Genomic DNA, 25,849 nt, shown 5'->3' on the forward strand with positions numbered 1-25,849 from the left:
GCATGAGCATTGAATGGCACACCCTCGACCGTGAGCCGAGCCTGCCCGGCCTGTACGCGCGGGCCGCGACACGGCGCAAGATCACCGGCACCCGACTGCCCGACAGCGGTTTGCGCTGCTGGGTCGATGTCGACCCGCAAAAACTGGCGGCCTATCGCAAGGTCTGCGGCTTTACCGATGACGGCCTGCTGCCGCCAACTTATCCACACATCCTCGCGTTCGCCCTGCAGATGCAATTGCTCACGGCCAAGGAGTTTCCGTTCCCGTTGCTGGGGCTGATTCACCTGAGCAACCGCATTCGCGTGTTGCGGCCGATGGGCGGGATCAGTCGCGCGCAAGTCAGCGTCCGCGTGCATAACCTGCAGCCGCATCCCAAAGGCGCGACCTTCGAGGTGTTGACCAGCCTCGATGATCAACTCGGGCCGCTGTGGGAAGCCGAAAGCCAGATGCTCTGTCGCGGCGTGAAACTCGACGGCGAACCCGTTGAGCAACACTGGGAACCGTCCCAGGTGTTGACGCAAGTCGCGCAATGGAAAGCCCCGGCCGATATCGGTCGGCAATACGCCAAAGTCTCGGGCGACTACAACCCGATTCACCTGAGCGCGGCCAGTGCCAAGCTGTTCGGTTTTCCCACGGCGATTGCTCACGGTCTGTGGAACAAGGCACGAACCCTCGCCGCACTGGCTGATCATCTACCCAAGGCCAACCTTGAAATCGCCGTGCACTTTCGCAAACCGGTGCGCTTGCCCAGCGAGGTCTCATTGCTGGCGAGTGCGCCGGGATCCAGCGGCGAGTTGCGCCTGATCGGCAACGGCGATCTGGAACACATGGTCGGTCAGTGGCAACCGGTTGCCTGAGTATCCGCCCGGGCAAGCCTGTAAATTGTGTATATATCACTTAAGTTTTTCCGCGTTTGGCGCCGCACTCTGAAAAACTCCAGGCCTTGATTTTCAAGGCCTTTTTTTATGCGTCTATATCCTGGGTATTAGTCCTTAGGCACGGCGCGGCGCCTTATATATAAAGGCGTTAATACCAACTTGAGAATGGTGGAAAAGCACCGCGCGATCGAGATTGGCACCACGGACGAGGCATCACCGGCGACAGATCGGTGAGCCATCGAAAACGACGAATGTTGTTACAGGTGCAAGGAATCTCAATCATGAAAACTCAAGTGTGGTGCAAATCGGCAACAGCTCTGGCATTGATCCTCTCCCTTGGCCTCGCTGGCTGCAGCAGCGGCGGTGGCGGCCATCACAGCAGCTCCGGCAGCTCTTCGCCAGACAGCGCGACGTCGGGCACTGGCGGCACAGGCGGTAGCAGTGGCACTGGCGGTACTGGCGGCACCGATACCGCTGGCACAGGTGGTACCGGTGGCACTGGCGGTACGGGCACGACCAACCCGACCAATCCGACGAACCCGACCAATCCTACCAATCCGACAGACCCTACGGATCCAACCAACCCGACCAACCCGATTACCACCCCGCTGGTGACCACCACCCTGGTGCAGGATGTCGGCAACACCGTCGCGGGCGTCGGCAGTGGTGTCGGTCAGGTCGGCGACGCCTTGAGCACCGTTCCAGTAGTGGGCGGCGTGGTGCAAAGCGCAGTAAAAACCACAGGCAATGTGGTCACTACCCTGGGTGATGGCGTGGCCAACGGCATCGGCAAACTGGGCACGGTCGACAATGGCCTGGGCGTCACGGCGTCCTCGGTCGGCGGCGTGGTTTCAGATGTCGGTACCGGCGTCTCGGACCTGAGCGGCAAACTGGCGACCGCCACCGGCAGCGTCCCGGTTGTCGGCGGCGTGGTCACTAAAGTGGCACCGGTGCTCGATGGCGTCGGTGAAAAAGTCACCATGCTCGGCGACACCCTGAGCCTTGCCACCACCACCGGCCCACTCGGTTCAGTGACCAAAAGTGTCGGCAACGGTCTGGTGCCAGTGATTGCCATGGTTGAAAGCACCACCGACAAAGTCGGCGATGCAACCGGCCTCGGCGCTCCGCTCAATGGTGTCCTCGGCCAGGTCGGTGGCGCCGTCAAAGGCGTGGGCGGTCAGGTAACCGGTGCTGGCGGCGGCAACGCCTTGACCAACACCGTCGGCGGCGCCTTGACCAATGTCGGCACTGCCGTCGGCAAAGCCGGCGGGCTGGTGGATAACGGCACCAGCACCGGTGGCGGATTGGGCGGTGGTCTCGGCGGCGGTCTGGGCGGTACCGGCTTGCTGCAAACGGTTGGCGGCGCCGTGGTCAACGTCGGTGCCGGTCTGAATGCCGGCAGCACCAACGGCGTGGTCAGCGCCGGCGGCGTCACGGCTGGCGGACTGGGCAACACCATCGCTTCGCTCAACACCGTACTCGGCGGCTCGGGCACGCCGATCACCGCCACCACCTCGCCACTGGCCACCGTCGGCGCTACCGTCGGCGCAGGGCTGAATCCAGTCACCAGCGCCGTCACCGGTCTCACTCAACAGGTCGGTGCCACTACAGGTCTCGGTGCACCGGTCGCCGGTCTCACCGGCCAGGTCGGCGGAGCAGTCAGCACGATCGGCAACACCATTGCCGCCACCAACAACCCGGTCACCACCGCCGTGGGTGGTGTGGTCAGCAACGTCGGCGCCACCGTCGGTGCGGTCGGCGGACTGGTCAACGGCGGCACCGCCACTGGAGGCACCGCAACCGGAGGTCTGGGTGGCGTGCTCGGTGGTCTGACCGGCGCTCTTGGAGGCAACAAACGCTAAATTGCACCTGGCCGATTCGACGGCCTCACCTACAGCGCCTACGCTTGGTTGAGGGCGGAAGATTCCCACGAGTCTTCCGCTTTTTTCTTAGGAAAAATTCAGCCCAGCGCTGTGATCTGACCATGGAGTGTCCTATGCGCGTAATGGCATCCCTGCTGTTCCTCAGTCTCAGTTCCGCCGCCCTCGCCGACACCCTGCCCAGCTTTCTCAACAGCAACGAAACCACGCGTAACCTGCCCGTGCCGAACCTGCCGGCAGATGCTTATCGCCCCGCCGCCACGCCCCTGCAAGTACCCGACCCCGGCGCGGCCACGGCGCAGCCGCTGTTGATGGAGACCAAAATCAACCTGAAAACCGTGCAGATCGAAGGCGGCACGATCTACCCGCTCAACGAACTGGCCGAAGTCTACAAACCCCTGATCGGCCATCAGACCAGCCTCGCCGACCTGATCGAAGCCACACGCGACATCACCCGGCGCTACCAGAAGGACGGCTATCTGCTGTCCTACGCCTTCCTGCCGCAACAGCGTTTCGACGACGGCGTAGCCCGAGTGGTGCTGGTGGAAGGTTATGTGCGCGATGTGCAGGTGCAGGGCGATGTCGGCCGGGTCAAAGGCCTGCTCGACGAACTGGCAGCCAAAATCCAGGCCGAGCGCCCGCTGACCCGCAAGACCTTCGAACGCTACACCACCCTGATGACCCGCATCCCCGGCGTGACCATCCAGGCGCAAGTACCGCCGCCCGGCACCACCGACGGTGCAACGACGCTGGTGGCCCAGGCCAGCCGCAAAGCGTTCACCAGCACCATGAGCACCACCGAAGATAACCGCAACAGCACGCAGGCATTGCTGGGGGTCAGCAGCAACTCGCAGACCGCCATGGGCGAGCAATTGACCCTCAGCGGTCTGTTTCCACCGGGCGACGATCACGAGCGCTACTACCGTGTGGACTACAACCAGTTCCTCAATAGCGAAGGTACGCAACTGAGCCTGTTTGCCTCGCGCTACCGGGCCGATCCGGGCACCAATGTGCTCACCAGCGATGGCTTCGAACTCAAACCGTACAAGGAGGACGATCGTTACTCCATCGGTGTCAGCCACCCGTTCATTGCCGCCTCCAACGAGCTGCTTAACGCGGGAGCGCGGCTCTATGCAGTGGATGACAAAAACCGCTACGACGTGGTCGGCTATCCGCTCAGCATCGAAGAGCGCACCAACGTGCGTGCCCTCGCATTCGAGGGTGACTGGCGCAAGAGCGATGCCCGGCAACTGCGGATTCTCAGTGGTGGCGTGTATCAGGGTCTGGACAGCATGGGCGCGCATTCCAACAACCCGGCGCTGGACCTGAACTTCCTGCGCCTGCGCCTCTCCGGGGTGCAAAGCGACAAGTTCTTCGACAACTGGCAAGGCGTGCTGTCGGCCGCGCTGTACTGGAGTGATGACACCCTGCCTGACAGCGAACGCGCGGTGTTCGGCGGGCAGAATTTCGGCCGTGGCTACCCGGACGATCAGGCGTCGGGCGACAAGGGCTGGGGTGCGGCTTACGAGGTCAACTACAGTTTCAATCGCGACGGCAACTGGGTGCGCATCCTGCAGCCGTACGTGGTGCTGGACCGTTCGAAAACCTGGTTCAACAAGCTGGCGGTGCAGAGCAATGACCTGTCATCGGCAGCAGTAGGCCTGCGTTTTGGCGATGCCAAGTACTACAACATTGCGTTGGAGGCCGCCAAGCCGATGTCCGATGAAGCGCTGGATACGTTCAATCGTCGGGCGCGTTACAGCATCAGTTTCAGCTATCAACTGTAGGGTGTCAGATCAATCAACTGAGCAGGCAGACCGCTTGCTCTCACATTGCAGCGCACATCCCTGTGGGAGCGGGCTTGCTCGCGAAAGCGGTGGATCAGTCAGCATTTTTGCCGACTGACACTACGCCTTCGCGAGCAGGCTCGCTCCCACAGGTTTTACGCGATGTGGATCAGAACGCGTAACGCACCTTCGCGGTAAAGCTGTCGGCGTCGAAACCGCTGGAGGTCAGATAGTTGTAAGAGCCACCGACGCTCCACGCGCCCATGCGGTAGTTGGCGCCCAGGCCCAGTTCATAGCTGTCACGCACCGGAGTGGTACCGCGGCTGACGGACGACTCGCCCCCCAGCACGAAGGCCGATGTGGTGCTGACCTTGTCACCGATGAAGTCATGCCAGGCCATCAGCTTCGCTTCCGGTTCCAGGCTGCCGCTGCCAACATCGAATGCCGCCGCCAGACGTGCACCGACGCCCATCTCACCGACTTCATAACGCTGACTGCCGACATTCAGCGACGCCGAGCTGCCCTTCTCGCGATACGCATCCATGCCCACGTTGGCATAGCGCGCGCCGACCTGTGGTTCCAGCACCACATCAGGCATCAGCCGCAGGCTGTAACCGGCCAGTGCGCTTACGCCGAATACATCACTGTCGTAATCAGCCTTGGCCTGAGTGCCAGCGATATGACGTTTGGATTCGTTATCGTTCCAGCCGTACATCAGCGTCGAGTCGACGAACCAGTTGTCATGCACCCAGTTGCTGTACAGCGTCAGCGCATGCCCGGTGACCTTGGTCTTGTTGCCGAGGTCGGATTTCACATCGGTATCGAGGTAGCTGTAAGCCAGACCCAGTGTGGTATCGGCATTCAACTGACCATCGGCACCGACCGCGATCCCGTGGCTGTCGGCGTCATAACCGGCGACACCGCGACGCTCGTCCTGATTGGCATCGCTGCTCAAGGCTTGCAGCCATACGCCTTTTTCCGGGGCGCCGGTGGCTGAGCGTGCGCGACTGGAGCGATCATTGATCACGCCCGAGACCAGCGTCTGACTGTTGGTCGCCGCGTGCAGTACACCACGGCTGACATCCGGGCTGAGGGTTTCACTCAGGCGCGCAGTTCGGCATCGGTGCTCGCGTTGGCGAATGCCTGGAACACCGGATCCTGTTCATCGAGGCGTGCCAGCAGTCCTGGCACATGCCCGACCGCCGTCGCCGCGTTATCACTGCCGCCGACTGCCAGGGTGTTCTCGGCCAGCACCTCGCTCGACTTGGTCGTCACCACGCTGGTGATGTCATTGCCGACCACACCGAAACTCTTCACATCCAGCAGCGCGGAGGTCGAGGTCACGGTCAGGTTGTTGCCACCGACCAGACTCCCCGAGCTGATCAGGGTGTAACGCGTTCCACCGGGGCTCACGCGAAAATCACTGGAGCGCGCCAGCAGACGCAGTTGCGCGCCCGGGGCGATATCGGTGGTGCCGGTGACCTTCAGCACAGGCAGCGCCGGGTTGGTGTCATTGCCCAGGTACATCTCCAGCACCGAGTTCGACTCTTCCATATCGAAGTCGCCGATGAAGGTGGTGTGCGGCTTCATCAGGGTCAGCGTGCCCTCTTCGATGGTGACGTAGCCGGAGCGGATGGTCGAACCGTCGAAAGTCGCATCACCGTCGACCAGTACTCCAGACAGGCCGAGCAGGTCACCCTTCACCGCGCCGCCATAGAAATAAAAGTAGCTCGCGCCGTCATCGACCTGGATCGCCGCCTTGCCACCCTCGATCAACCCGTTCATTTGATAGATGCCGAAAGGCAGGGCGCCACTGGCCTGGCCGCTGACATGCACACCGATGTCCTCGCCGGAGATGGTTCCGCCGTTCCACAGCGCGGTGGAATTGGCGCTCGCCGGAGCGCTGAACTTGACCCCCTCGAACACTACCGCCTCGGTATTGGCACCGGTCGCACGGATAGTCCCGGTGTTGTTGACCGACTGGCTCAGCGTCGCGCCATCGAGCAATACGCCCAATGCGTCGGTGCCGCTAGCGGTGATGGTGCCTCGGTTGCTGAGCCCGGTCATGTTGGTATGCACCAGCAACAGGCCACTGGAGGTCTGGCCGCTGACGTCGATGCTGCCACTGTTGACCAACGAATCGCCCAGCGTGCTGCCGAGATCGGAAATACCGCTGGAGGTGCCAGCGTCGGCCAGACCGTGAACTGAAATAGAGCCTTCGTTGAGCAGCGCGCCTGCGATTTTGGTCGGCACCACTCCAGCGGTCCCCAGACTGATCCCGGTGCCGAACCTGGCGCCGTCAATCCGGATATTGCCGATATTGCGCAGTTGATCCGCCGTTACTCCCGAGAGCTGTGCGCCGTAGGTCGTACTCACCTGGGAAACGGGAGCGATATTGCCGTTACCGCTCAGAGTGATCAGCCCCCAGTTCTGCAGGTTACTGGTCAGCGGGCCGCTACTCAGATCGTGGTTCAGGCTCGCGCCGGCGGCGATAGCCATAGAGGTGTGCAAAGCGGCGGCGGCGGAGATGGAGAGCGCCAGGGCAGAGCGGCGCAGGCATACGATAGTCACGCGAGATTCCCTTCCAAAACATGAGAAACAGTTTCAGCAGGGTTCGTTACATGATTCAGGCATCCCTACCGTCCCACCAGGTCGTCCTGGTTCGGGCGCGGGGAATGTATACGAGCCATCACTTTGATACCACACAAAAGTCAAAGTGATGGCGTCAATTTTCAAGACAATCCATCCAGTATCCGCTCAGGCCGCATCTCCTGCGCGCTTGAGCGTTGCGATCAACCTAGTTCTTGGTCTCGATCTTGCCGCCCGCATCCGGGTCGTAAAAATCCGGAATCTCGTATTTGTATTTCTTCAACCAGCGTTGCAGCGCCAGCTCCCGCTCCACCGCCGTGGCGGTTTGCGGCTTGGGCGAGGCGGCCTGGTTGCGACTTTGCAGCACCAGCCAGCCTTCGGTTTCCTGTTGCTGCGCCGAGGCCGGGCCGGCGTCGATCGCCTGGGCGGCGAACGGCAGGCTGAGCAGGGCCAGGAAGCAAACACTGTGCAAGGTGTTCATGGTCATCTCCCGGAGTGTCACTTGAGCGTCGACGGTTGTGGGTCAGCCACCACCGCCACTTGATTACCGGCCGCAGTCGGGGCCTTGGCCGGTACCTTGAGTTTTTCCGCGCGGGCCTGGGCGTCGGCGAACTGCTCCGGCGTCAGGTGCGCGCGGCTGACGATTTCGGCAGCTTGCTGCCAGTTGTTCTGGTATAGCAGCAAGCTCACCAGATTCAGCGTGGCCAGTTGATCGTTCTGCTTGAGTTCGATGGCCGTCAGGAACTCGAAACGCGCATCTTCAAGACGCAACTGGTTGAGGTAGACCACGCCGAGGTCGTTGCGGATTTTTTCATTGGTCGGCGCCAGACGCACCGCGCGTTGCAAGTGCGCCTGGGCCTGGCCGTTGTCGCCACGGGCGGCATAGATCTGCCCCAGGCCGTGTTCGGCGTCCGCCGTGAGGCAAGTACCGAGTAGCCCGCGATACAGCGGCTCGGCTTCATTGCGCCCGAGCAAGCGATACACCCTGGCCTTGCGTAGGCGGACCTCGACCAGTTTGTCGGGCAGGCTTTGCAGGTTGGCCAGGCTGGCGTGCAGTTTGCCGTCGTTGGCCAGATCGTCCGCCAGGTTCAGTGCCAGTTCCTGTTCGGAATCGAGTTTGCTGCAACTGGTCGGTGCGAGCATCGCCGACCACGGCGCCTGACCGTCGGTGGCGCAACCACCGAGCAACAACACACTTGCCAAGACAATCAGTGCTTTCATCAAACGCTCTCCATGAGCCAACGTCAGTTTGCAAACGCCCGGGTAATCGCGGTGAACCCCGGGCCGGCCAGTACGATCAGCAAGGCAGGAAACAGAAACAGCATCATCACCACCGACATCTTCGCCGACATCTTCGAGATGTATTCCTGCAGTCGGGTGAGGCGGCGGTCGTCGAGTAATTGTTTGAGCGCCAGCAGCGATTTCATTGCCCCGCCACCCTGCTGAATCAGTTGCTGCAGGATCACGCAGGTGTCGGTGAACTCATCGACCGCCAGCATCACCGAGGTCTTGTTCAACTCCTGTCCCAGCTCCAGTCCAGAGTCGACCCGGGCCAGAATCAGGCGCAGTTCGCGGGTCAGTTCCGGCAGCAGTTTCTGCCCTTCGGTGCTGAGCACGCGCAAGGCTTGTTCAACCGCCATGCCCGACTCGAAGAGGATGCGCAGCAGCGGAATGAACGTGGAGATTTCCACGGCGATGGTTTTCTGCCGACGCCCGGCGGCGTAAGCCAGCAGCCGCTTGGGTAACAGGTAACCGGCGCCGGTGGCGAGCATCGGCACGATCCAGCGGTTGGCGGCGTGCGGAAAAAAAACTTCCTGGAGAAAGATCGCCAACCCAAGCGTCAGCAGCGGCGTGCCGATCTGGCAGGCGGCGAACAGCGAGCGCTCACTGGCGCGGCGCCAGCCGAGGCGACTGAGCAGGGTCTGGGTTTCGCTGTCGATGCTCACCGAGCGCTGACCGAACCTGCTGTTACCCAGAGCCCGCAGCCAGTTACCGAAACGGTTCTCGCGCACCAGATGCCCCTGCAAACGCTGGTTGACCTGGCGCACCCGGCGGCGCTCGGTCAGCAGGTGATTGACCACCAGCAACAGCGCGCCGAGCAGCAGCATCAGAGCGGCGAGATAGACCATTTCAAATACTCCGCAACATGCGCCACAGCGCCAGGCAACCGGTCACTTGCAACACCACGGCGATGATCAACATGGTCCGACCACCGGAGTCGTGCCACATGCCGAGCATGTAGCCGGGGTTGGTCAGCATGAAGTAGCTCACTAGAATCACCGGCAGCGAACCCAGCACCCACGCGGTCATGCGTGTTTCGCCAGTCAGTGCGCGCAGTTGCCGGGCGCCCTGGTCACGTTCGCGGATCAGCTTGATCAGGTTCTCCAACAGCTCGCTGGCATTGCCGCCGTAGCGATGATTGACCTTGAGGCCGAGGGCAAACATGCGCAGTTCGTCCTGTTCGTAGAGTTCGGCGAAATCGCTGACCGCATCCGGCAGATTGACCCCCAGCTGCACGTTGCGCTGCACCCGGCCCATGGCTTTTTTCAGCGGATCCTCGCTCGATTCGATGCCGCCCATGACGGCGTCGCTCAAGGTGCGGCCGGACTTGAGACTGCGTACGGTGTAGTCGAGCATCTGCGGCAACTGCTCGATCATGCGTTTGATCCGCCGGTGGTACAGCCAGGAAATGTACAGGCGCAGGATCAGCGGCGGCGCCAACAGCATCGCCAGCAAACCGATCCAGTCCGCCAATAGATAACCCAGGACAATCGCCACGCCCCACAGGGTCATCCACAGCCCGAAACGCTCGCTGGGACGGCCAAGCCCGGCGCGCAAAAACATCCGTTCAAGCCCGACCCAGGTCGGCTTCTGCGCGGCCAGTTGCGGCTGCCCCGCCGCGAGACGATTGAGAACCCGTTCGTTGCTGGTCTTGTGGATACCGTGCACGAACAGCCAGATCGATAGCCCGAGCAGGATCAGACACAGAAGGATGAGAATGGCCGGGCCGATCATGATGCAAGTCCCATGCGGTCAGCCCAGGTGGGTCTCGTGGCGCAACTTGTCGCCCGCCGGATTGACCGCTTCGCGCAGGAAGCCGAAACCAGTGCGCCGATCAAGGCGAAACAAGGTGTTGGTGACGTAGACGTCTTCACGGATGCCGACCACTTCCACCACCTCGCTGACACAGCGGCGGCCGTCGGGCATGCGAGTCAGCTGGATGATCACATCGAGGGCGGCGCAGATCATCTGGCGCAAGGTGCGCTCGGCGATCGAGCGACCGGTCAGCCCCACCAGCGTCTCCAACCGCAGCAACGCATCCTGGGCATTGTTGGCGTGTACGGTGCTCATCGAGCCGTCGTGACCGGTGTTCATCGCGGTCAGCACATCGACCACCTCGACTCCACGAATCTCGCCAAGGATGATCCGGTCGGGGCGCATGCGCAGGGCGTTGCGGATCAGGTCGCTGGCCTTGACTTCGCCGTGGCCCTCGGCATTCGGCGGACGGGTTTCCAGGCGCACAACATGCGGGTGGCTGAGCTGCAATTCGGCGACGTCTTCGATGGTCACCAGACGTTCGTGGGGGTTGATCAATTGGCTGAGGATGTTCAGCAGCGTGGTTTTGCCGGTGCCGGTACCGCCGCTGATCAGCACGTTACAACGCTTGCCGACCGCCTCCTGAAGGAACTCGAAAATCGCCAGATCGATGGTCTGCATCGCCATCAGATCACTGCTTTTGAGCATGTCCTTGCGAAACTTTCGAATCGACAGGCAGGGGCCGTCGAGCGCGATCGGCGGGATGATCGCATTGACCCGACTGCCGTCCGGCAAACGCGCATCGACCATCGGCGAGGACTCGTCCAGGCGTCGCCCCAGTGGCGCGAGAATCCGTTGCATGACCCGTTCGACGTGGTGCGAATCGATAAAGCGCAGGTCACTTTGATGCAACACACCGTCGCGCTCGATGAACACCCGGTGTGGGCCGTTGACCAGAATCTCGGTCACCGACGGATCGCGCAGCAGTACTTCCAGTGGGCCGAAACCGGTGAGTTCGTCGACGATTTCTTCGGCCAGCCGCTCCATCTCGTAACGGGAAATCGCCAGGTGCAGGCGGGCGATGTATTCGGCGACCTTGTCGGTGACAAACTGCGCCAGCAATTGGCGCGAGCCCTCCAGCAGGTTTTTCCCCGACTCTTCGATGGCGTCGATGATGTAGCGGTGCAGGACCAGTTTCAGGCCTTCGTGATCGGTATTACCGGTCGCGCCGCGCTGCACCGCGCCGAACAGTTTTTCCGCGCTCATGAGGTGCCTCGCAAGCGGTCGAACCAGGTGACTTTGGGTTTGGCCAGGCCTTCGGAGCGCTTGGCCAGACGCTCGCCGAGAGCACGCAGGCTTTGCGTGAGTTTTTCCCGCGGGGCCAGTTCGAACAGGCTGACGCCCTGGTTCTTGGCGTTCAGGCGCACTTCGGCGTTGGCCGCCAATACCGCGATCACTTCGAGGTTGAAGGTTTTGCCCAGGGTTTCAGCATCCGGGGCAACGCTGCCCAGATAGCCGTCCACCAGCAAACGCGCGTGGTCGAGCTTCATGCCTTTCTCGCGCCAAAGATTGAGCACGGCCAGGTTGCGGCGGCAGTTGAGCACGTTCTGATCGGTGTACCAGATCAGCTTGTCGCAGTGGCTGACAAAGGTGCGCAAGGCTTCACTGTCGGACTGCCCGGTGAGGTTCACGACGATGTGCTGGAAGTGTTGGCGCAAGGCGCTGAGCAACATGTACAGCTCGGCGGCGCTGGTGCCTTCCAGCGGCTCGTCGCTGCTGGCATACGCCAGAATCCGCAGCCCCGCTTCAGCGCTGGTAAAGGCACTGTCGATCAGGGTCGCGTCGAGCCTGCGCAAGTGACGCAAGGCATCGCCGAAGTGGAACGAACTCTCGAGCCCGAGCAACGCCAGGCTGTCGCCGCGCGGCAGCCCCAGATCCAGCAGCAGGGTCTGTTGTCCGCTCTTTTGCACCACCTGCGCCATATGGTTGGCAAGCAGCGCGCCATCGCAATAGCTCTGCGTACCGTACAACACCGTGAGGCCGCCAAGATGCGTGTTGGCCGCCACCGGTGGCAGGCGCTTGTTCAAGCGCCGTACCAGCCCGGCGACTTCACTGGCCCGCGAACCGTAGGCGACGAAATCCCGGGCGCCGGCACGCATGGCGTTGAGCACCAGTTGGTTGTCCATGCCATCGCCCAGCGCGACGATGGCGAGCATCGGCTTGGCTTCCAGCGCACCTTCGATCAACGCACTCTGCGCGACCACATGGTCGCGATCGAGGCCGACGAACACCAGGCTGGCGAAGGTGACATCGACCAGCGCCAGCAACTCGTCCAGGCTCCCGGCCCCGGCGCTCACCACCTGGCCCAGCGGCGCGAGTGCGCCTTGCAGCCACTCCAGATCGGTGCTGTTACGGGTGATCGCCAGAAAGGTCTGGCTGAGGTTCTGGTTCATTGGGACAGCCCACTGCGTTTGTCGAAGTTGCCGTTTTCGAGGAAGAACATGCGGTAGAAATTCGGGTCGTAGTTACGCAGTTTTTCCCCCGGCAGCGACGGCAGTTGCGCGTCCGCCGCCAGTGGCTGCACCAAGTGCGGGGTGACAATCATCAGCAGTTCACGCTCTTCGCGTCTGATCTGCGAACCTTTGAAAAAGGCGCCGAGCACCGGAATATCGCCCAGCCCCGGAAACTTGTTCACCTGCGAGCTGTTGGTGGTGCTGATCAAGCCGCTGATCACGAAGCTTTCGCCATCGGCCAGCGAGACGCTGGTGTCGGTACGGCGGATGGTCAGGGCCGGCACGGTGGTACCGGCGATCTGCACGGCGTTACTCAGATCCAGTTCGCTGACTTCCGGCGCGACTTTCAGCGCGATGCGGTCGTGGCTGATGACGGTCGGGGTCAGGGTCAGGCGGATGCCGAACTCCTTGTATTCGATCGACACGTTGTCGCTGCCGGCGCTGGGCACCGGAATCGGGATCTCACCACCGGCCAGAAAGCTTGCACTCTGCCCGCTCAACGCCACCAGGCTGGGGCGCGCAAGGGTGTAGGCGAAACCGCTGGTTTCCAGCGCGTTGATGATCGCCATGGTCTTGCCACCGATCCACGAGAAATTGAACAGGCCGTTATCCACCGGCAGTCTCGGCGTCGGCACGCCGTCGATGGGTGGCAACGTACCGGGCGAACCAAACAGGAAATTGCCCCGGGTGCCAATCAGCGAAGCGGTGGCTTCCTTGAGTTTGGTGCGGCTGACTTCGACGAAACGAATGTCGGTCTGCACTTGCGACGGCAGCGTCGGATCATCAGAAGGCATTCTGCTGGCGCTGGTCAGTGCGGCGGTGGCACTGCCCTTGACGAACACCATGCTCTGGCGCGGCTCACTGGAGCACGACGTCCAGACCATCAGGCTGGTAGCGCCGGGGGCCACGCCGGTGAGTAGAAACGAGGCGCTGCCGGTGTCGTGCACATCAGCGATCTTCGGGTCGCCGATAGCCACGCGGGTGATTGCCACGGGCGACTGGATGTCCTGCTGGAAGCCTTCGCCGATCTCGATCACCGGCGGCATACGGCCGAGTGCCGAGCAATTGCCGGTGGCCGCGACGGCGGCGTTGATCGACAGTCCCATCAGTATCAAGGCCCGGACGACAGGTGTTAATAGCGGCCTGAATCGACTCTGCATGCACGTGGATCCTTGCTCAGTCATGGGGCTTGTTGGGAAAGCTGATTGCCGCGGATCACTTCCATCGGCCGCGCACCGCCATGGCCGCCAGCGGCCGGCGCTTTTGGCGCGGCACCGAGGGCCAGTTGGGTGAACTGGAAGAGCTGGCTGTTGGCGTTATCCACATGCGCCGGTGACTGGGTTTCACCGGCCCAGTACCTGGCCAGACGCTGTTCTTCGCTGCTGCGCACGGCCAGGCGCAACGTGCCGACCTGAGTGGCGAGCATCATCCGGCTGAGCAATTGTTCGGGCACCGCCAGCACCACGGTGCGTGCAGCGATCCGGCGTTGATCCTGTTTGAGTTTTTCGTCGGCGCTCAAGGCCGGGGTGGCGGGTTGGCCGTCGTTGGTCAGGCCGTATTGCTCACCAACACCGAGTACGCGCATGGCCGGCACCACGATCTGCGCCGACTGCTGCAGATTGCTCGCGTCCTGACGCAGGTAGAGCAGCACATCGACGTAGTCGCCGGGAATCAGTTGCCCGGCGGCGCCGATCACTTCATCCACGGCCACGGTGAGCGCGCGCTCATCACTGTGAATCATCCGCGCCAGTGAGCCACCGGCCTGAAAGCTTTCGTCGTTGAGCCAGGTGCCTGCGCTCAAGTGCCGCCACGGCGTGCGACCCACCGCTTGCTCGACACTGGAAAGGCTGCCGGCTGGCGCACTGCGCAGTTTCTCCACCGCCACATCGGCAGCCGTGAGCGGCGTGAACGGCGGCACATCGTGCAACAGCACGACCACTGGCTGGCGGGTCTGATCTTCGGCGGCGGCCACGGTTTTTTCCATGGCGACTGCCGGGGCGGCAGGCACTTGGGCAACGGGAGCCGGTTGCCGACTGAGCATCAGGCCCCAGTAGCCGACGACGATTGCCCCCAGCAGCAGAACGGCTGCAAGACCCATGGTGACGCGACTGTTCATGACGGCTCTCCCTTTCCTCACTGCACCGACAGCCTGTACTTCCTGCCGAGAGAATTTTTCGCGATCAGGCAGCTATGAACATGCAACGATTTCGCTATTTCCAAGCTAGCTGATCCGAGCCAAAACGCCATTTCTGACAGGAAAATAACTCACTAAAGTATGAGTCCTGGCCAATTAACTGTAGGGTTTGGCTCGACTAACGTTCTGGTTAATCCTTTGTGATTAATCCGTTCTTACAGTTGTTGAGCAGGGGTTTGTTGACAATGCTCTGATAGCACGGTGAAAGCATGCCGCTGTAGCGTTGGATCGGCGCCAGAGGCGCGAAGGAGTGGACGTATGTTTCGGATGATCATCGACTATCTACTGGCCAGGGCCAGGCTGCTGTGCAGAAGTGAAGAAGGTGCATCTGCCATCGAATACGCGATTGTGGTGGCGATGGTGGCGGTCGTGGTTGTGGTGTTTGTGACGCCCATCGGCGACAAGGTGCTGGCCATTTTCAACCTGGTGTTGACCAAACTCGGTGGCGCTACGCAGGTCAGACCGACACCTTGATCAAAAACCTTGCCCCTCTTCCAGTGCCCGGTCCCATGCTCACCCATAGCAGCGCTCAGGCACTGGCAAGTCATCGGATTTCACAGGTCCGATCTCCCGTTGTAACTAAGGAGAATGTCAATGATCCTTGAATACCTGATATTGCGCCTGAGGTCCTTTCTGGCCAGTACGGAAGCCGCGTCAGCCATCGAGTACGCGATTGTCGTGGCTATGGTAGCGGTCGTGGTGGTGGTGTTCATCACACCCCTGGGCGCGAAAATCTTTGCGATTTTCAACAATGTTCTGGTGGCGCTCGGTGGAGCCTCGCAAACCGCTCCGGTACAAACCCCCTGATGTGAGTCGCGTCCGGCGAATGTCGCGCTACACTCGATCTCACTTCCAGCTTTTCAGGGACTGCCCATGACTGCCTCCTCGCTCCCCCGCCAACAGTTGCTTCTGGTTGACGACGAAGAGGACGCCTTGCTTGAGCTGGCCGAGTTACTGGAGGGCGAGGGCTTTGTCTGTCACACCGCCACCTCGGTGAAACTCGCCCTGCATCACCTCACCCGCTTTCCGGATATCGCCCTGGTGATTACCGATCTGCGTATGCCGGAAGAGTCCGGCATGTCGCTGATCAAGCGTCTGCGCGAGCACACTTCACGCCAGCATCTTCCAGTGATCGTGACCTCCGGACATGCCGACATGGAAGACGTCAGCGACATGCTGCGCCTGCAGGTGCTGGACCTGTTTCGCAAGCCGATCTACCACGTGCGCCTGCTGGAAACCCTGGACAATCTGTTCCCCAAACCGAAGACGCAGGCCGGGTAATTCACTCAGGGTGTTTTTGGAAGAATTGACTGCCTGCCCGCGAGGAACAGGCAATCAAGATCAGTGTGCTGTCACACGCTGACGGGCGGCCGAAGCACTCGGTGATAGCGCCAATGCCAACTGGGTGCGGTTGTGCATATGGGTCAGGCGCAAGACCTGCGAGACATACAGTTTCACGGTGTTTTCGGTGATGCCCAACTCGCAGGCGATCTGATAGTTGGTCTGCCCTTTGCCCACCAGCCGCGCCACATCCAGTTGCCGTGGCGACAGCTGATTGAAGATCGCCGGGATCTCCTGCTCGGCTTCGGCGCCGTCGCCGCCGAGCATGTCTTTGACCACCGCCGCCGGATTGCGCCGGACCTTGTCCAGATCCTGGTAGAGATCGTCGATGGATTCCGAGAGAAACTGCAGCTTCTGGTTCAGGTGTCCCAACTGGACATTCTTGTGCCGCTCTTGCAGGGCCGCTTCCTGACGTTTCACGCCTTCGAGCAGTTCATCCAGCTGGATCGGCTTCTGGTAGTAGTCGGCAATCCCGGCACGCAGTGCCTTGATCACGTCCTGTTTGTCGGCGCGCCCCGTGAGCATGATCGCTTCGAACACCCGGTGTTTGCCGCTGATGCGTTGCAGCTCCTGCACCAGTTGGATGCCATCCATGTCCGGCATATGCAGGTCGCTCAGCACCAGACCGATTTCGGCGTCTTCACTGAAACGCTCGATCGCCTGAGTGCTGGATTCACACGGCACACAGCGGTACCCGCTGCTTTCGAGAAACTCGCACAATTCTTCGACGATCAACGGTTGATCATCGACCACGAGCACTTTTACCGCCGACGTAAGCTTGTTCACGAACCACTCCATTGCTCGGGCCAAAGCTGACTTTTTCTGCACTTTGGCGATGTAACCACTTCATTTGAAAGTAGACGCACTTTCCGACTATGTACATAGGACTAGTGGCATCTGGCGACTAATGGATCCAATGTATTGAAGCCAATACACCCAGCAGCACGAACGGCGCAAATGGCAGCTTCTTTGACGCTCCTGGCTCTAAATATCGAAGACGTTCTCTAAGCCATTGACTCATATGAAGCCAGACTCTTGGCGCGATCAGCAGCCAGAGCAAACTCGCGATACCCGCGCCGATAAACGCACAAAGAATGAATAAACCGTTCGTCGCAAGGCCCATGGCTGTCATTAATTTCACATCGCCTGCGCCCATCCGGCCCATGAAATACCCAGGAACGGTCAACATCAGGGCGATCGCGGCGGCCCACCATCCCTGCTGCGCATCGGCTCCGAACCAGGTCGTGCCAGTCGCCAGCAAATGGATCAGCGCCAGCGCTCCTGCACCGAACGTCAGCACATTGGCGATACGCCGTTGCCGGGCATCCTGGGCGGCGCACAGGGCCAGCCAGATCAGGAGAACTAAACTCTGCATCCGGTTAAATCCATCCGATTTTGCTGAATGATTCTATGCTGATACTACGCAGTGAAAGTCAGGGTAGACGCACTCATGAAAACCGGCTTCGCAAAATCACAGGCAGGCGCAGTGGCGATCGAATTCGCCTTGGTATTCGTGATTTTTTTCGCCGTGTTCTACGCGCTGGTCAGCTACAGCCTGCCGTTTGTATTGATGCAGACTTTCAACGAGGCGACATCTGAAGCGGTGCGCCGCAGCGTCGCAGTCGACCCCAACACTCCCGGTTATGCTTCCGTGGTGGTGAGCACTGCCAACACCGCGTTGACCCAACAGTTGCAGTGGGTGCCATCCGCGCTGAACCTGGTGGTCGGCGTCGATACCTCGGCGGTGTATGACGCCACTCAAGGTACGCTGACGGTCAGAGTCGATTACCCCACCAGCAAGCTCAATCAGGTCATTCCATTTCTGGTGCTGCCGGGCGTGGGTGCAGTGCCGAGTCTGCCCGCCACCCTCTCCGCCGCGTCGAGCCTGAAATTTTGACCGCCGGCGACAATCTGTTCGGGCGCCTGCTCAAGCGCGCGCCACCGCCGGCCAACGAACTGCCCGATCATCTCGGCGCACCGCCGCTGGGCCTGCACCTGCAACTGAACCACGACGGCGGCGTATTGCAGATCGCCGGGCCGTTGCGCCACCAACTCGCGCAACAGCCACCCCACGACTCGCCGCTGCCGTTGTCGGCTTATTTACTCGCGCACAGTACGTTGGCAATTGAAGGCCGCCCGCAGGACTGGCAAGGGCAAATACTCGATCTGGATTTTCCCGGCCTCAGCGATCAGACCCTGCACCTGCGCGGTTGGGTGCAGCCTTCGGCCGAGGGCTGGATGCTGCAACTGATGGACATCGGCGACCTGCTGCTGGAGCGCCAGCAGTCGCGCAATCGTGAAACCTGTCAGGCCCTCGCCGGGCAGATCAGCGAACACCTGCGCGTCTGCAACCTGACGCGTTTGCCGATGGTGCTCAGCGAGCAATTGCAGGCCATCGCCCAGCGCTGGCATATCCCGTGTCTGGCCATCGCCCTGCTCGACGAACAGGCACAGGGCTGGCAGATCTACGAGCAATATCGCGCCCACGACGCGCCGCTGCTGTGGCAGGACGGCCAGCGTCTGGGCACGCCGCTCGACAGCCTCAACGGCAGCGCGCCGCAACGCCTCGGCGCCCATCATGGCTTGTACGAACACGCGCGGGTGGAGGCCACGTTCGGCAACGCCGACGGGTTCGCCGTGCCCTACAGCGATGATCGAGGGGTGGTGGCGTGGCTGCTCTGCGGCTTCTACACCGTGGACATTGCCGCCCCGCACCTGAACGACCGCGACTGGATGGCCCTGACCAGCGCACTGGCCGGCCCGCTGCTCAGCCGCCTGCGAGAACAGCAGCATCATCAATACAGCGAACGCCTCGAATCGCTGCAGACCCTGCTCGGCACCGGTTGGTGGGAAATGCTCGGCAACGACGTGCTGATGGCCCCGTCGTTGGTCGACGTGTTGCCTGCGGACAGTGCGCGCATGCCAGTGCAAGACTGGCTGGCACTGATTCATCCGGCCGATCGCGAAGAACTGCGCAGCCGCCTGCGAGCCCTGCAATTGCATGGCGAAGCGCTGACCCTGTGCGTGCGCCTGCACCGCAGCGGCCCCGGACAAACGCCTCTGTGGTATCGCGTTCAGGGCCAGGTCGCCGGCAGCGGTGAACAGCGGCGGCTGGTGGGATTCATGCTCGACATCAGCGACATCCAGAACCAGCAGCAACGCGCCGAAGCCGCCCATGCGCGGCTGGATAACCTGATCGCCAGTTCGCCGGCGGTGATTTATGTGCAGCACTACGTCGAGGGTGCGCTGCTTCCCGACTTCTTCAGCGCCAGCCTGCAGCCGCTGCTGGGCTGGACGCCGGCCGAGGGCTGCGCCGCCGACTGGGTGCAACTGATTCACCCCGAAGACCGCGAGCTGTATTTCGCTCGCACCCGGCAACTGTTGCGCGAAGGCTCGGCGCGCGCGCGTTTTCGCTTGCGCGACGCACGCGGCGACTACCACTGGCTGCTCGACGAAGCCAAACTGCTGCGCAATGATCTTGGTCTGCCGGTCGAAGCCGTCGGGCTGTGGCTGGACGTCACCGAAGCGACCCTCGCCGCCGAACAGGTCAGACACAGCGAAGAGCGTTACCGGATTCTGGTGGAAGACTCGCCGGCGATGATCTGCCGTTATCGCCCGGACCTGACGCTGACCTTCGGCAATCGGCCGCTGGCGACTTATCTGGAATGCACCCCGGAGCAATTGCCGGGGGTAGATCTGGGCAGCTGGATGTCCGACGAACAACGCGCCGCCTTCATCCAGCGTCTGGCACTGCTGACCCCGGAGCTACCAGTGAGCACTGCCGAAATCAGCCTGCAATTACCCGGGCGCGAACATGCATGGTGGGTGTGGTCCGATCGCGGGGTGTTCGATGAACACGGGCGCCTGCTTGAGGTGCAGGCCGTGGGCCGCGATAACACCGAGGTGCGGCGCTCGCAGCAGCAACTCACGCAAAGCGCAAAAATGGCCACCCTCGGCGAAATGGCCACTGGTCTGGCCCATGAAATCAATCAGCCGCTGAACGTGATGCGCATGGCCATCGTCAACGTGCTCAAGCGCCTGGGTAACGGTGATGTGCAGATCGACTATCTGACCGACAAACTCAATCGCATCGACGCCCAGGTACAGCGCGCCGCGAAAGTGGTCGATCACATGCGCGTGTTCGGCCGTCGTTCGGAGATCGAGCAACAACTGTTCAACCCGGCCTCGGCCATCGAAGGCACCTTGTCGTTGCTGGCCGAAGGCATGCGCGGCAAAGGCGTCGACCTGCGGATCAGCGAAACCGCTTTCAGCGTGCAGGTGCGCGGTTACGTCGATCAGTTGGAGCAGGTGCTGATCAACCTGATGGTCAACGCCCGCGATGCGCTGCTCGGCAAACGCGAGAAAGACTCATCGTTCAAGCCATGGATCTCGATTTATGCCGAGCGCGATGAGCATAAGGTGCGACTGTGGGTCGAGGACAACGGCGGCGGCATCGACCCGCGCTTGCTGGAGCGGATTTTCGAACCGTTCTTCACCACCAAACCGGTGGGCGTCGGCACCGGGCTGGGGCTGTCGGTGAGCTACGGCATCATCGAAAACATGGGTGGTCATTTGAGCGTGCGCAACTCGCCGGAGGGTGCACGTTTCTGCATCGAGTTGCCGATTGCCCCGGACGCCTAAATCACCAGATAGGCCTTGCCGGTCTGGCCGCAGGTCATGTTGGCGCCGACGTCGACGTCCATCAGGTTGATGCCCAGGCTTTTCAGCAGGTTGTTGAGCAAGGGGTCGAGCAATGGGCTGAGCACGCTGGTCACCACGGGCAACAAACGGCTGCTGACATCACTGATCAACGAGGCCACTCCGGTGACAATGGCACCGAGCGGGTTGCTGCCGACCGGTTGGTAAACGATCAGGTTGATACCCGCCAGGGTGTTGCTCAGGCTACCGACGATATTGTTGGTGGGAATCGCCGATTGCACGCTGGAGGGCAATTTGAGGTTGGGCGGAGTCGCGAACGGCGTGCCACTGGAAAACACCAGGTCCTGTGAATTTTGCGCGACCGGGGTGTCGAGTTTGATCGCGATGCCGCCGGCACCGTATTGAACACGGGTCGCGGCGTCGCAACTGCCGAGGCCGAGAATCTTGTGGCAGGTCACGATGCCCAGATCCACCAGCGGTAAAGGCGAGACCACAGGCTCGGCCGCCGATGAAAAGGCGTTGGTCGGATCAATCTTGCCAAGTTTGAGGTCTGCAATCGACGTGACGGTGTGGGCTGTCAGGCTTTTGGTGCCGGTAGTGCCGGTCGGACAGCTGTAGTCCGTGACATAACTTTTCGCGCCGCCGGCATCCAGCGCGATATCGATTTGCGGGCTCGGCAGCAGTTTCGGATCGAGTTGCTCGCAACCGGCGCCCAGCAGACAGAGCACGGAGTTGAGCGTGTCGACCAGATTCAGACTCAGCAGCGCATTGAGGGTCGGGGTCAGTGTGCCGACCAGCCCCAACACCGCATTGGCCAGCCCGGCCACCCCGGACAACACCGGCAGATTCACCGAGAGCATCGTGCGAATCTGCGCCGTGCGCACATAAATCCGATCCGCCCCCAATGGGTTGGCCTTGGCCCGCGCCGGATCACCAATCGCCGAGAACTGCGGCGGCTCGATCACCTTGACCCGCACCGTGACATTCGCCAGCCCCAGCACGCTGATCGGCAAGGTCGCGGCCACCGCGCTTTTGCTGTTGGCCAGTTGCACCACTCCCTGAATCAGTTGCAGCAGCTGCAGGTTGGCATCCAGCCCGGCTGCCGTGGTACCGGTCTGCAACTGCAGGATGTCGCCAAGTTTGACCGGCGCAGCATTGATCGCCGCAACCTGCAGCTGACCCAGCGCAGTAATCACCGTGGCGGTCGCGCCATTGAGCTGCACCGCCGTCGCGGCCGCCTGAATCAGTTGGGTGACCGTGGCCTGGGTGTTGAGCAGTTGCGTGTAGTTGCCGGCGGCGACGTTGAGGTTGATCGCCAGTTGATTGAGGTAGCTGAGCAGGTTGATGTCGGTGTTGAGCAGACCGTCCCAACCCAGAGCCGTGAGGTTGACGTTGCCGCCGAGCAGCCCGGAGAACAGCGGATTGAGAATGTTCGACTGGGCGGTGTTGATGCTCGCCAGCGTACTGCGGATGTTCAGTTGCGCAACCGTCGGGGTCGGTTGCGCGGCGACGGCTGAGGCGTTGAGTGTGGTGTTCAGACTGACCGTCGAGCCGCTGAACAGGGCCTGCACCCCGCCGGCAAAACTGGTGGTCACCGTGCGGCTGGCGTCCACTTTGATTGCGCTCGACCGGGTTGCATCGGCGGTGAACGCGCGCAACCCGCTGGCCGCGGTCTGCACGCTGCCGCAGGTGGTCGTCAGAGTGTTGTTGGTATCGACGGTGTAGCCATTGCGCACTGCGCTTTGCCCGGCATACGTGGCCGCGCTGAGGCCTGACTGACAATTGCCGCCGCGACTGACCGCTTCCAGCGCCGCGCTGTCGACCACTCGCTGCAACTTGCGCTGCTCCATGTATAGCCGACCGGTGTCGACCACCAACAGCATCAACACCAGCGCCAGACTGAGGGTGGCAGCCGCCATCAACCCGATCGCCCCGCGTTGCCGGGCCGGGCCGTTGAACTGCGTACGAGGCGACATGGCGCACTCCTTTGCCGGCGCGTTGCCGAGCGCTACCTCCGATGGTGGATTTGAGTGTAGACGGCGCTAGTGGCAACGCGCCATTTGGTGCTGCACAAAACCCTGCAGACCTCGTCTTCTCGCGAATGCGCTGTGTCATTCAACATGGATGTGGCTGACACGCCGTCTTCGCGAGCAAGCCCGCTCCCACAGGGAGATTTGTGGTGGGGCAAAAAATGGGAGCCTCTTGGGCTCCCTTTTTTTTTACAGCGAACTAGCGCGGTGGATAGTTGGCCAATATTCGGCCCACCGTTTCGCGCACCGCATTGCTGCGATCCTGTGGATTGGGCGTGCTGCTGAGCATCTGCTCATCGCTGCCACGCCACACCAGTTTGCCGTCCTTGCCATCGAGCAGATCGATCTGGATCGTTGCCACCTTGTAGGTGATGTTGCGGGTTTCGTTGTACATCGGCGCGCCCCAATACCCGTTCCACGGGCCACCCCAACCGCCGCCGTAGTTGGTGGTCACTTGCTGCTGGCGATCCTCGACAATCAGGTAGGTTTGCACGCTCAGGTCGCCCTTGGCTCCCGCAGCGGCAGGACGCAAACCGCGTTGATCAAGTTGATCGCTGACGGCTTGGCGGATGCGTTGCTCGGTCAGGTCGCTCTTGATCCGTGGATCATCCGGGCGATATTGCAGCGCCGGTTCTTTCCAGCTCCAGCTGCGATAGGCGGCGAAGTCGCGGCTGGCGTCGAAGTCATGGTTGACCTGGTTGGCAGCGCAAGCACTGAGCAGCACGGCCATTGCCAGTAAAGCGAGACGACGGAACATGGTTGTTCTCCGGTTGAAGGCCTGAACCTGCGAAGCGTTCTCACATGAAGTCTAGCTCGGCGGATACGCCGACAGGGCTTTTTCCAGAGCCTCGCGAATGGCGTCGGTGCGCACCAGTTGGCTGCCCTGGTTGGCGGTTTCGGCGCTGGCGCTCCATACCGGTTGACCGGTGCCGGCGTCGAACAGATTGACCTGCACCACCACGACCTGCTCCTGATAGGTGCGAACAATCGGCACAGTGTTGTACATGCCGTAACCGCGCCCGTAGCGATCATAGCCACTGTATCCGCCGTAACCGTAATCGTCCTGCACCTGACGCAAGCGGGTTTCCAGACGCAGATTGGCGCTGACCAGCAAATCGGCCGGACGATTGTCGTGCAACGGACGCAACCCGCGTTGGTCCAGCGCGTTGCTCACCGCTTCGGCCACTTGCGCCGAATCGGCCCAGGCCGTGCCCGGCGGTAACTGCCCGTTGAGCCAGGCCCAACTGCGATAGCGCCCGTAATCACGCGGTGGCGCCGGATAGGCGCTGCGATCAAAGGTGTTGGCCGCTTGCGGCGGCGCTGGCGGCAACGGCCGCGACTGCGCGACGTAGGGGTTGCTGCCTTGGCAGGCGGCCAACCCCAGACAGATCAGCAATAAACCGGATTGAGCTTTCATGTGGGGCTCCGATCAGATCGGCCGGCAGATCCAGTGCAAGTAACGCCCAAGCCCGGCGAAGCTTGGGTGGCGACGGTGAGCGAGCTCCATCTCCAGCAAATCCACGAGTTCGGCGCGGGCCTGGAATTCCACCGGCATGTAGTCGTGGAAAACCCGGATCCCGCTCTGGGTTTCGACCTGCCACAACCCTTCGAGTTGCGTTGCCAGCTCCCGCGGATCAAGCGGCTGCTGCGGGGTCAGGCTCTGCTTTTCACCGGCCATGGTGTTTTTGCGCATTTTCTTGAAATGGCCCTTGAGCAGATTGCGATAAATCAGCGCATCACGGTTGTAGAACGCCAGCGACAGCCAGCCACCGGGCTTGGTCAGTTGATGCAGCACCGGCAGGATTGCGTGTGGCTCGGCCAACCATTCGAGCACCGCGTGGCAGATCACCAGATCGTAGGGTTCGGTGAGCTGACCGAGCAGTTCCTGCCACGGTGCCTGAATGAACGTTGCGCTCTGCCCGGCTTCGGCGAAGCGCTGACGGGCGCCCTCAAGCATCGGCTCAGCCGGTTCGGTAAAGGTCACCTGATGGCCGCGCTCGGCCAACCACAGCGACATGTGGCCCAGACCACCGCCGATGTCCAGCACGCGCAGCGGTCGGTCCGGCAATGCTTCGGCCAGGTCGGCCTGCAACACCGCGAGGCGAATCGCGCCTTTGGCGCCACCGTAGATTTTTTCGGCGAAACGGGTCGCCAACTGATCGAAATGCCGGTCGCTCATCAGCTGAACCGCCGTTCGCTGTCGGCGAGCTTGCTGCGCACCACTTCATTCATGTCCAGCCCCAACTCGCTGCACAGCAGCAACAGATACAGGACGATATCGCCGACTTCCTGCCCGGCATGCGCCAGTTTGTCCGCCGGCAACTGGCGTGACTGGTCTTCGGTCAGCCACTGGAAAATCTCCACCAACTCGGACATCTCGACGCTGGCGGCCATGGCGAGGTTTTTCGGGCTGTGAAATTGCCGCCAGTCATTGCGGTCGCGAATGGCGTGCAGGCGTTCGGTCAGTTCAACAAGGTTCATCGGGCTCTCCTGAAGGCGTATAGCTTCGGGGGGATGTCGGCTGAACGCAAGCGGCCATGGTTCGCTCCCACACAGGATTGAGGCAAACCCTCTATAGTTGCAGGGAACTCGGCCACCCGCGCGGTGGCCCAAGGCTCAGCTCTTTCATCAGGATGCACACATGCAGGTAGAAAGCTTTTTCGAATGGCTCGGCCAGGCACTCGGTTCGATCATCCGTTTCATCGTCGACGGCCTCAGCGGCCTGTTCAACATTCTGAGCAACGCCGGCGGCAATTTTGTCGATGGCCTGGCGAAGACGCTGGGCATGGACACTTCGATCATCAGCATTCTCGCGCTGATCGTCGGCCTGATGCTGCTGTGGTCGGCGATTCGCGCGTTCATGAATGCGTCGATCATTGCCGGGATCATCTGGCTGCTGTTGGGGTTGTGGTTGTTGAGCTGGATCATCCACTGATACAGCT

General features: G+C 61.6%; 26 protein-coding genes. 9 read left to right on the forward strand and 17 right to left on the reverse strand.

What is annotated here, in order from left to right; genetic code table 11:
- Positions 1-2: 2 nt before the first annotated feature.
- The 3 genes from V3W27_RS20395 (at position 3) to V3W27_RS20405 (ending at position 4,545) form a co-directional block, all read left to right on the forward strand.
- The gene (locus tag V3W27_RS20395) at positions 3-857 is read left to right on the forward strand and encodes a MaoC family dehydratase (RefSeq protein WP_123589143.1); all 855 of its coding nucleotides are present in this window, start codon (positions 3-5) and stop codon (positions 855-857) included.
- Between the two features lie 302 nt (positions 858-1,159).
- Positions 1,160-2,740 (forward strand): collagen-like triple helix repeat-containing protein, encoded by a 1,581-nt coding sequence (locus V3W27_RS20400; protein ID WP_330207392.1) that lies wholly within the window; start codon positions 1,160-1,162, stop codon positions 2,738-2,740.
- Positions 2,741-2,874: 134 nt separating this feature from the next.
- Positions 2,875-4,545: a ShlB/FhaC/HecB family hemolysin secretion/activation protein gene (locus tag V3W27_RS20405; RefSeq protein ID WP_330207393.1), complete on the forward strand. Its 1,671-nt coding sequence runs from the start codon at positions 2,875-2,877 to the stop codon at positions 4,543-4,545.
- A 169-nt stretch (positions 4,546-4,714) separates the two neighbouring features.
- On the opposite strand, the gene V3W27_RS20410 is transcribed toward V3W27_RS20405, so the two are convergent.
- From V3W27_RS20410 to cpaB, 10 genes are all read right to left on the reverse strand, one after another.
- Positions 4,715-5,686, reverse strand: coding sequence for an autotransporter outer membrane beta-barrel domain-containing protein (locus tag V3W27_RS20410; RefSeq protein ID WP_330207454.1), 972 nt, complete (start codon positions 5,684-5,686; stop codon positions 4,715-4,717).
- Positions 5,647-7,116: a hypothetical protein gene (locus tag V3W27_RS20415; protein ID WP_330207394.1), complete on the reverse strand. Its 1,470-nt coding sequence runs from the start codon at positions 7,114-7,116 to the stop codon at positions 5,647-5,649. The genes V3W27_RS20410 and V3W27_RS20415 overlap by 40 nt, the downstream gene beginning before the upstream one ends.
- Positions 7,117-7,342: 226 nt before the next feature.
- Entirely contained in the window at positions 7,343-7,615 is a 273-nt protein-coding gene (locus V3W27_RS20420; protein WP_330207395.1) for a DUF3613 domain-containing protein, read from the reverse strand.
- Between the two features lie 17 nt (positions 7,616-7,632).
- The gene (locus V3W27_RS20425) at positions 7,633-8,355 is read right to left on the reverse strand and encodes a tetratricopeptide repeat protein (RefSeq protein WP_330207396.1); all 723 of its coding nucleotides are present in this window, start codon (positions 8,353-8,355) and stop codon (positions 7,633-7,635) included.
- 23 nt (positions 8,356-8,378) lie between these two features.
- The gene (locus tag V3W27_RS20430) at positions 8,379-9,263 is read right to left on the reverse strand and encodes a type II secretion system F family protein (RefSeq protein WP_096794837.1); all 885 of its coding nucleotides are present in this window, start codon (positions 9,261-9,263) and stop codon (positions 8,379-8,381) included.
- 1 nt (position 9,264) lies between these two features.
- On the reverse strand, positions 9,265-10,149 hold the full coding sequence (locus tag V3W27_RS20435; RefSeq protein ID WP_330207397.1) for a type II secretion system F family protein: 885 nt from the start codon (positions 10,147-10,149) through the stop codon (positions 9,265-9,267).
- 18 nt (positions 10,150-10,167) lie between these two features.
- Positions 10,168-11,436 carry a CpaF family protein gene (locus tag V3W27_RS20440; protein ID WP_330207398.1) on the reverse strand — a complete coding sequence of 423 codons (1,269 nt, stop codon included), beginning with the start codon at positions 11,434-11,436 and terminating at the stop codon, positions 10,168-10,170.
- A complete protein-coding gene (locus V3W27_RS20445) occupies positions 11,433-12,623 on the reverse strand; it encodes a pilus assembly protein (protein WP_097089925.1) in 1,191 nt (396 codons plus the stop codon). The genes V3W27_RS20440 and V3W27_RS20445 overlap by 4 nt, the downstream gene beginning before the upstream one ends.
- Positions 12,620-13,843: a type II and III secretion system protein family protein gene (locus V3W27_RS20450; RefSeq protein ID WP_096794833.1), complete on the reverse strand. Its 1,224-nt coding sequence runs from the start codon at positions 13,841-13,843 to the stop codon at positions 12,620-12,622. The genes V3W27_RS20445 and V3W27_RS20450 overlap by 4 nt, the downstream gene beginning before the upstream one ends.
- Positions 13,844-13,863: 20 nt before the next feature.
- Positions 13,864-14,799 (reverse strand): Flp pilus assembly protein CpaB, encoded by a 936-nt coding sequence (gene cpaB / locus V3W27_RS20455; protein ID WP_330207399.1) that lies wholly within the window; start codon positions 14,797-14,799, stop codon positions 13,864-13,866.
- 345 nt (positions 14,800-15,144) lie between these two features.
- Here cpaB and V3W27_RS20460 point away from each other — a divergent pair, with 345 nt between their 5' ends.
- The 3 genes from V3W27_RS20460 to V3W27_RS20470 all read left to right on the forward strand — a co-directional run bounded on the left by V3W27_RS20460 (position 15,145) and on the right by V3W27_RS20470 (position 16,158).
- A complete protein-coding gene (locus tag V3W27_RS20460; RefSeq protein WP_102357094.1) occupies positions 15,145-15,351 on the forward strand; it encodes a Flp family type IVb pilin in 207 nt (68 codons plus the stop codon).
- Between the two features lie 120 nt (positions 15,352-15,471).
- Positions 15,472-15,684, forward strand: coding sequence for a Flp family type IVb pilin (locus tag V3W27_RS20465; protein ID WP_123589154.1), 213 nt, complete (start codon positions 15,472-15,474; stop codon positions 15,682-15,684).
- A gap of 66 nt (positions 15,685-15,750) precedes the next feature.
- The gene (locus V3W27_RS20470) at positions 15,751-16,158 is read left to right on the forward strand and encodes a response regulator (protein ID WP_095138201.1); all 408 of its coding nucleotides are present in this window, start codon (positions 15,751-15,753) and stop codon (positions 16,156-16,158) included.
- A 60-nt stretch (positions 16,159-16,218) separates the two neighbouring features.
- Here the strand turns inward: V3W27_RS20470 and V3W27_RS20475 are convergent, their stop codons facing one another.
- Both V3W27_RS20475 and V3W27_RS20480 read right to left on the reverse strand, forming a co-directional pair.
- Positions 16,219-17,004 carry a response regulator transcription factor gene (locus V3W27_RS20475; protein ID WP_096794830.1) on the reverse strand — a complete coding sequence of 262 codons (786 nt, stop codon included), beginning with the start codon at positions 17,002-17,004 and terminating at the stop codon, positions 16,219-16,221.
- 118 nt (positions 17,005-17,122) lie between these two features.
- Positions 17,123-17,593, reverse strand: coding sequence for a prepilin peptidase (locus V3W27_RS20480; RefSeq protein WP_115988286.1), 471 nt, complete (start codon positions 17,591-17,593; stop codon positions 17,123-17,125).
- A gap of 75 nt (positions 17,594-17,668) precedes the next feature.
- On the opposite strand from V3W27_RS20480, the gene V3W27_RS20485 reads away from it, so the two are divergent.
- Together V3W27_RS20485 and V3W27_RS20490 are read left to right on the forward strand one after the other, a co-directional pair.
- Positions 17,669-18,115 carry a TadE/TadG family type IV pilus assembly protein gene (locus V3W27_RS20485; RefSeq protein ID WP_007963015.1) on the forward strand — a complete coding sequence of 149 codons (447 nt, stop codon included), beginning with the start codon at positions 17,669-17,671 and terminating at the stop codon, positions 18,113-18,115.
- Entirely contained in the window at positions 18,112-20,859 is a 2,748-nt protein-coding gene (locus V3W27_RS20490) for an ATP-binding protein (protein WP_330207400.1), read from the forward strand. The genes V3W27_RS20485 and V3W27_RS20490 overlap by 4 nt, the downstream gene beginning before the upstream one ends.
- On the opposite strand, the gene V3W27_RS20495 is transcribed toward V3W27_RS20490, so the two are convergent.
- From V3W27_RS20495 to V3W27_RS20515, 5 genes are all read right to left on the reverse strand, one after another.
- The gene (locus V3W27_RS20495; RefSeq protein ID WP_330207401.1) at positions 20,856-22,853 is read right to left on the reverse strand and encodes a pilus assembly protein TadG-related protein; all 1,998 of its coding nucleotides are present in this window, start codon (positions 22,851-22,853) and stop codon (positions 20,856-20,858) included. The genes V3W27_RS20490 and V3W27_RS20495 overlap by 4 nt on opposite strands.
- 253 nt (positions 22,854-23,106) lie before the next feature.
- Complete coding sequence (locus V3W27_RS20500) at positions 23,107-23,664, reverse strand: DUF4136 domain-containing protein (protein ID WP_330207402.1); 558 nt, start codon at positions 23,662-23,664, stop codon at positions 23,107-23,109.
- 51 nt (positions 23,665-23,715) lie between these two features.
- Complete coding sequence (locus tag V3W27_RS20505) at positions 23,716-24,324, reverse strand: DUF4136 domain-containing protein (protein WP_134785349.1); 609 nt, start codon at positions 24,322-24,324, stop codon at positions 23,716-23,718.
- Between the two features lie 12 nt (positions 24,325-24,336).
- Positions 24,337-25,086 carry a methyltransferase gene (locus tag V3W27_RS20510; RefSeq protein WP_222016751.1) on the reverse strand — a complete coding sequence of 250 codons (750 nt, stop codon included), beginning with the start codon at positions 25,084-25,086 and terminating at the stop codon, positions 24,337-24,339.
- Positions 25,086-25,388 carry a MazG-like family protein gene (locus V3W27_RS20515; RefSeq protein ID WP_007951009.1) on the reverse strand — a complete coding sequence of 101 codons (303 nt, stop codon included), beginning with the start codon at positions 25,386-25,388 and terminating at the stop codon, positions 25,086-25,088. The genes V3W27_RS20510 and V3W27_RS20515 overlap by 1 nt, the downstream gene beginning before the upstream one ends.
- 160 nt (positions 25,389-25,548) lie before the next feature.
- On the opposite strand from V3W27_RS20515, the gene V3W27_RS20520 reads away from it, so the two are divergent.
- Positions 25,549-25,842 (forward strand): hypothetical protein, encoded by a 294-nt coding sequence (locus tag V3W27_RS20520; RefSeq protein ID WP_007963021.1) that lies wholly within the window; start codon positions 25,549-25,551, stop codon positions 25,840-25,842.
- The last annotated feature ends 7 nt before the right edge of the window (positions 25,843-25,849 follow it).

Source organism: Pseudomonas sp. AM14(2022) (assembly GCF_036346455.1).
Lineage (GTDB): Bacteria > Pseudomonadota > Gammaproteobacteria > Pseudomonadales > Pseudomonadaceae > Aquipseudomonas > Aquipseudomonas putida_A.

Coding starts and splice junctions, on each gene's coding strand:
- V3W27_RS20395 (WP_123589143.1), top strand. CDS start 3: ATGAGCATTGAATGGCACACCCTCGACCGTGAGCCGAGCCTGCCCGGC.
- V3W27_RS20400 (WP_330207392.1), top strand. CDS start 1,160: ATGAAAACTCAAGTGTGGTGCAAATCGGCAACAGCTCTGGCATTGATC.
- V3W27_RS20405 (WP_330207393.1), top strand. CDS start 2,875: ATGCGCGTAATGGCATCCCTGCTGTTCCTCAGTCTCAGTTCCGCCGCC.
- V3W27_RS20420 (WP_330207395.1), bottom strand. CDS start 7,615: ATGAACACCTTGCACAGTGTTTGCTTCCTGGCCCTGCTCAGCCTGCCG.
- V3W27_RS20425 (WP_330207396.1), bottom strand. CDS start 8,355: ATGAAAGCACTGATTGTCTTGGCAAGTGTGTTGTTGCTCGGTGGTTGC.
- V3W27_RS20430 (WP_096794837.1), bottom strand. CDS start 9,263: ATGGTCTATCTCGCCGCTCTGATGCTGCTGCTCGGCGCGCTGTTGCTG.
- V3W27_RS20435 (WP_330207397.1), bottom strand. CDS start 10,149: ATGATCGGCCCGGCCATTCTCATCCTTCTGTGTCTGATCCTGCTCGGG.
- V3W27_RS20440 (WP_330207398.1), bottom strand. CDS start 11,436: ATGAGCGCGGAAAAACTGTTCGGCGCGGTGCAGCGCGGCGCGACCGGT.
- V3W27_RS20445 (WP_097089925.1), bottom strand. CDS start 12,623: ATGAACCAGAACCTCAGCCAGACCTTTCTGGCGATCACCCGTAACAGC.
- V3W27_RS20450 (WP_096794833.1), bottom strand. CDS start 13,843: ATGCAGAGTCGATTCAGGCCGCTATTAACACCTGTCGTCCGGGCCTTG.
- cpaB (WP_330207399.1), bottom strand. CDS start 14,799: ATGAACAGTCGCGTCACCATGGGTCTTGCAGCCGTTCTGCTGCTGGGG.
- V3W27_RS20460 (WP_102357094.1), top strand. CDS start 15,145: ATGATCATCGACTATCTACTGGCCAGGGCCAGGCTGCTGTGCAGAAGT.
- V3W27_RS20465 (WP_123589154.1), top strand. CDS start 15,472: ATGATCCTTGAATACCTGATATTGCGCCTGAGGTCCTTTCTGGCCAGT.
- V3W27_RS20470 (WP_095138201.1), top strand. CDS start 15,751: ATGACTGCCTCCTCGCTCCCCCGCCAACAGTTGCTTCTGGTTGACGAC.
- V3W27_RS20480 (WP_115988286.1), bottom strand. CDS start 17,593: ATGCAGAGTTTAGTTCTCCTGATCTGGCTGGCCCTGTGCGCCGCCCAG.
- V3W27_RS20485 (WP_007963015.1), top strand. CDS start 17,669: ATGAAAACCGGCTTCGCAAAATCACAGGCAGGCGCAGTGGCGATCGAA.
- V3W27_RS20495 (WP_330207401.1), bottom strand. CDS start 22,853: ATGTCGCCTCGTACGCAGTTCAACGGCCCGGCCCGGCAACGCGGGGCG.
- V3W27_RS20500 (WP_330207402.1), bottom strand. CDS start 23,664: ATGTTCCGTCGTCTCGCTTTACTGGCAATGGCCGTGCTGCTCAGTGCT.
- V3W27_RS20505 (WP_134785349.1), bottom strand. CDS start 24,324: ATGAAAGCTCAATCCGGTTTATTGCTGATCTGTCTGGGGTTGGCCGCC.
- V3W27_RS20510 (WP_222016751.1), bottom strand. CDS start 25,086: ATGAGCGACCGGCATTTCGATCAGTTGGCGACCCGTTTCGCCGAAAAA.
- V3W27_RS20515 (WP_007951009.1), bottom strand. CDS start 25,388: ATGAACCTTGTTGAACTGACCGAACGCCTGCACGCCATTCGCGACCGC.
- V3W27_RS20520 (WP_007963021.1), top strand. CDS start 25,549: ATGCAGGTAGAAAGCTTTTTCGAATGGCTCGGCCAGGCACTCGGTTCG.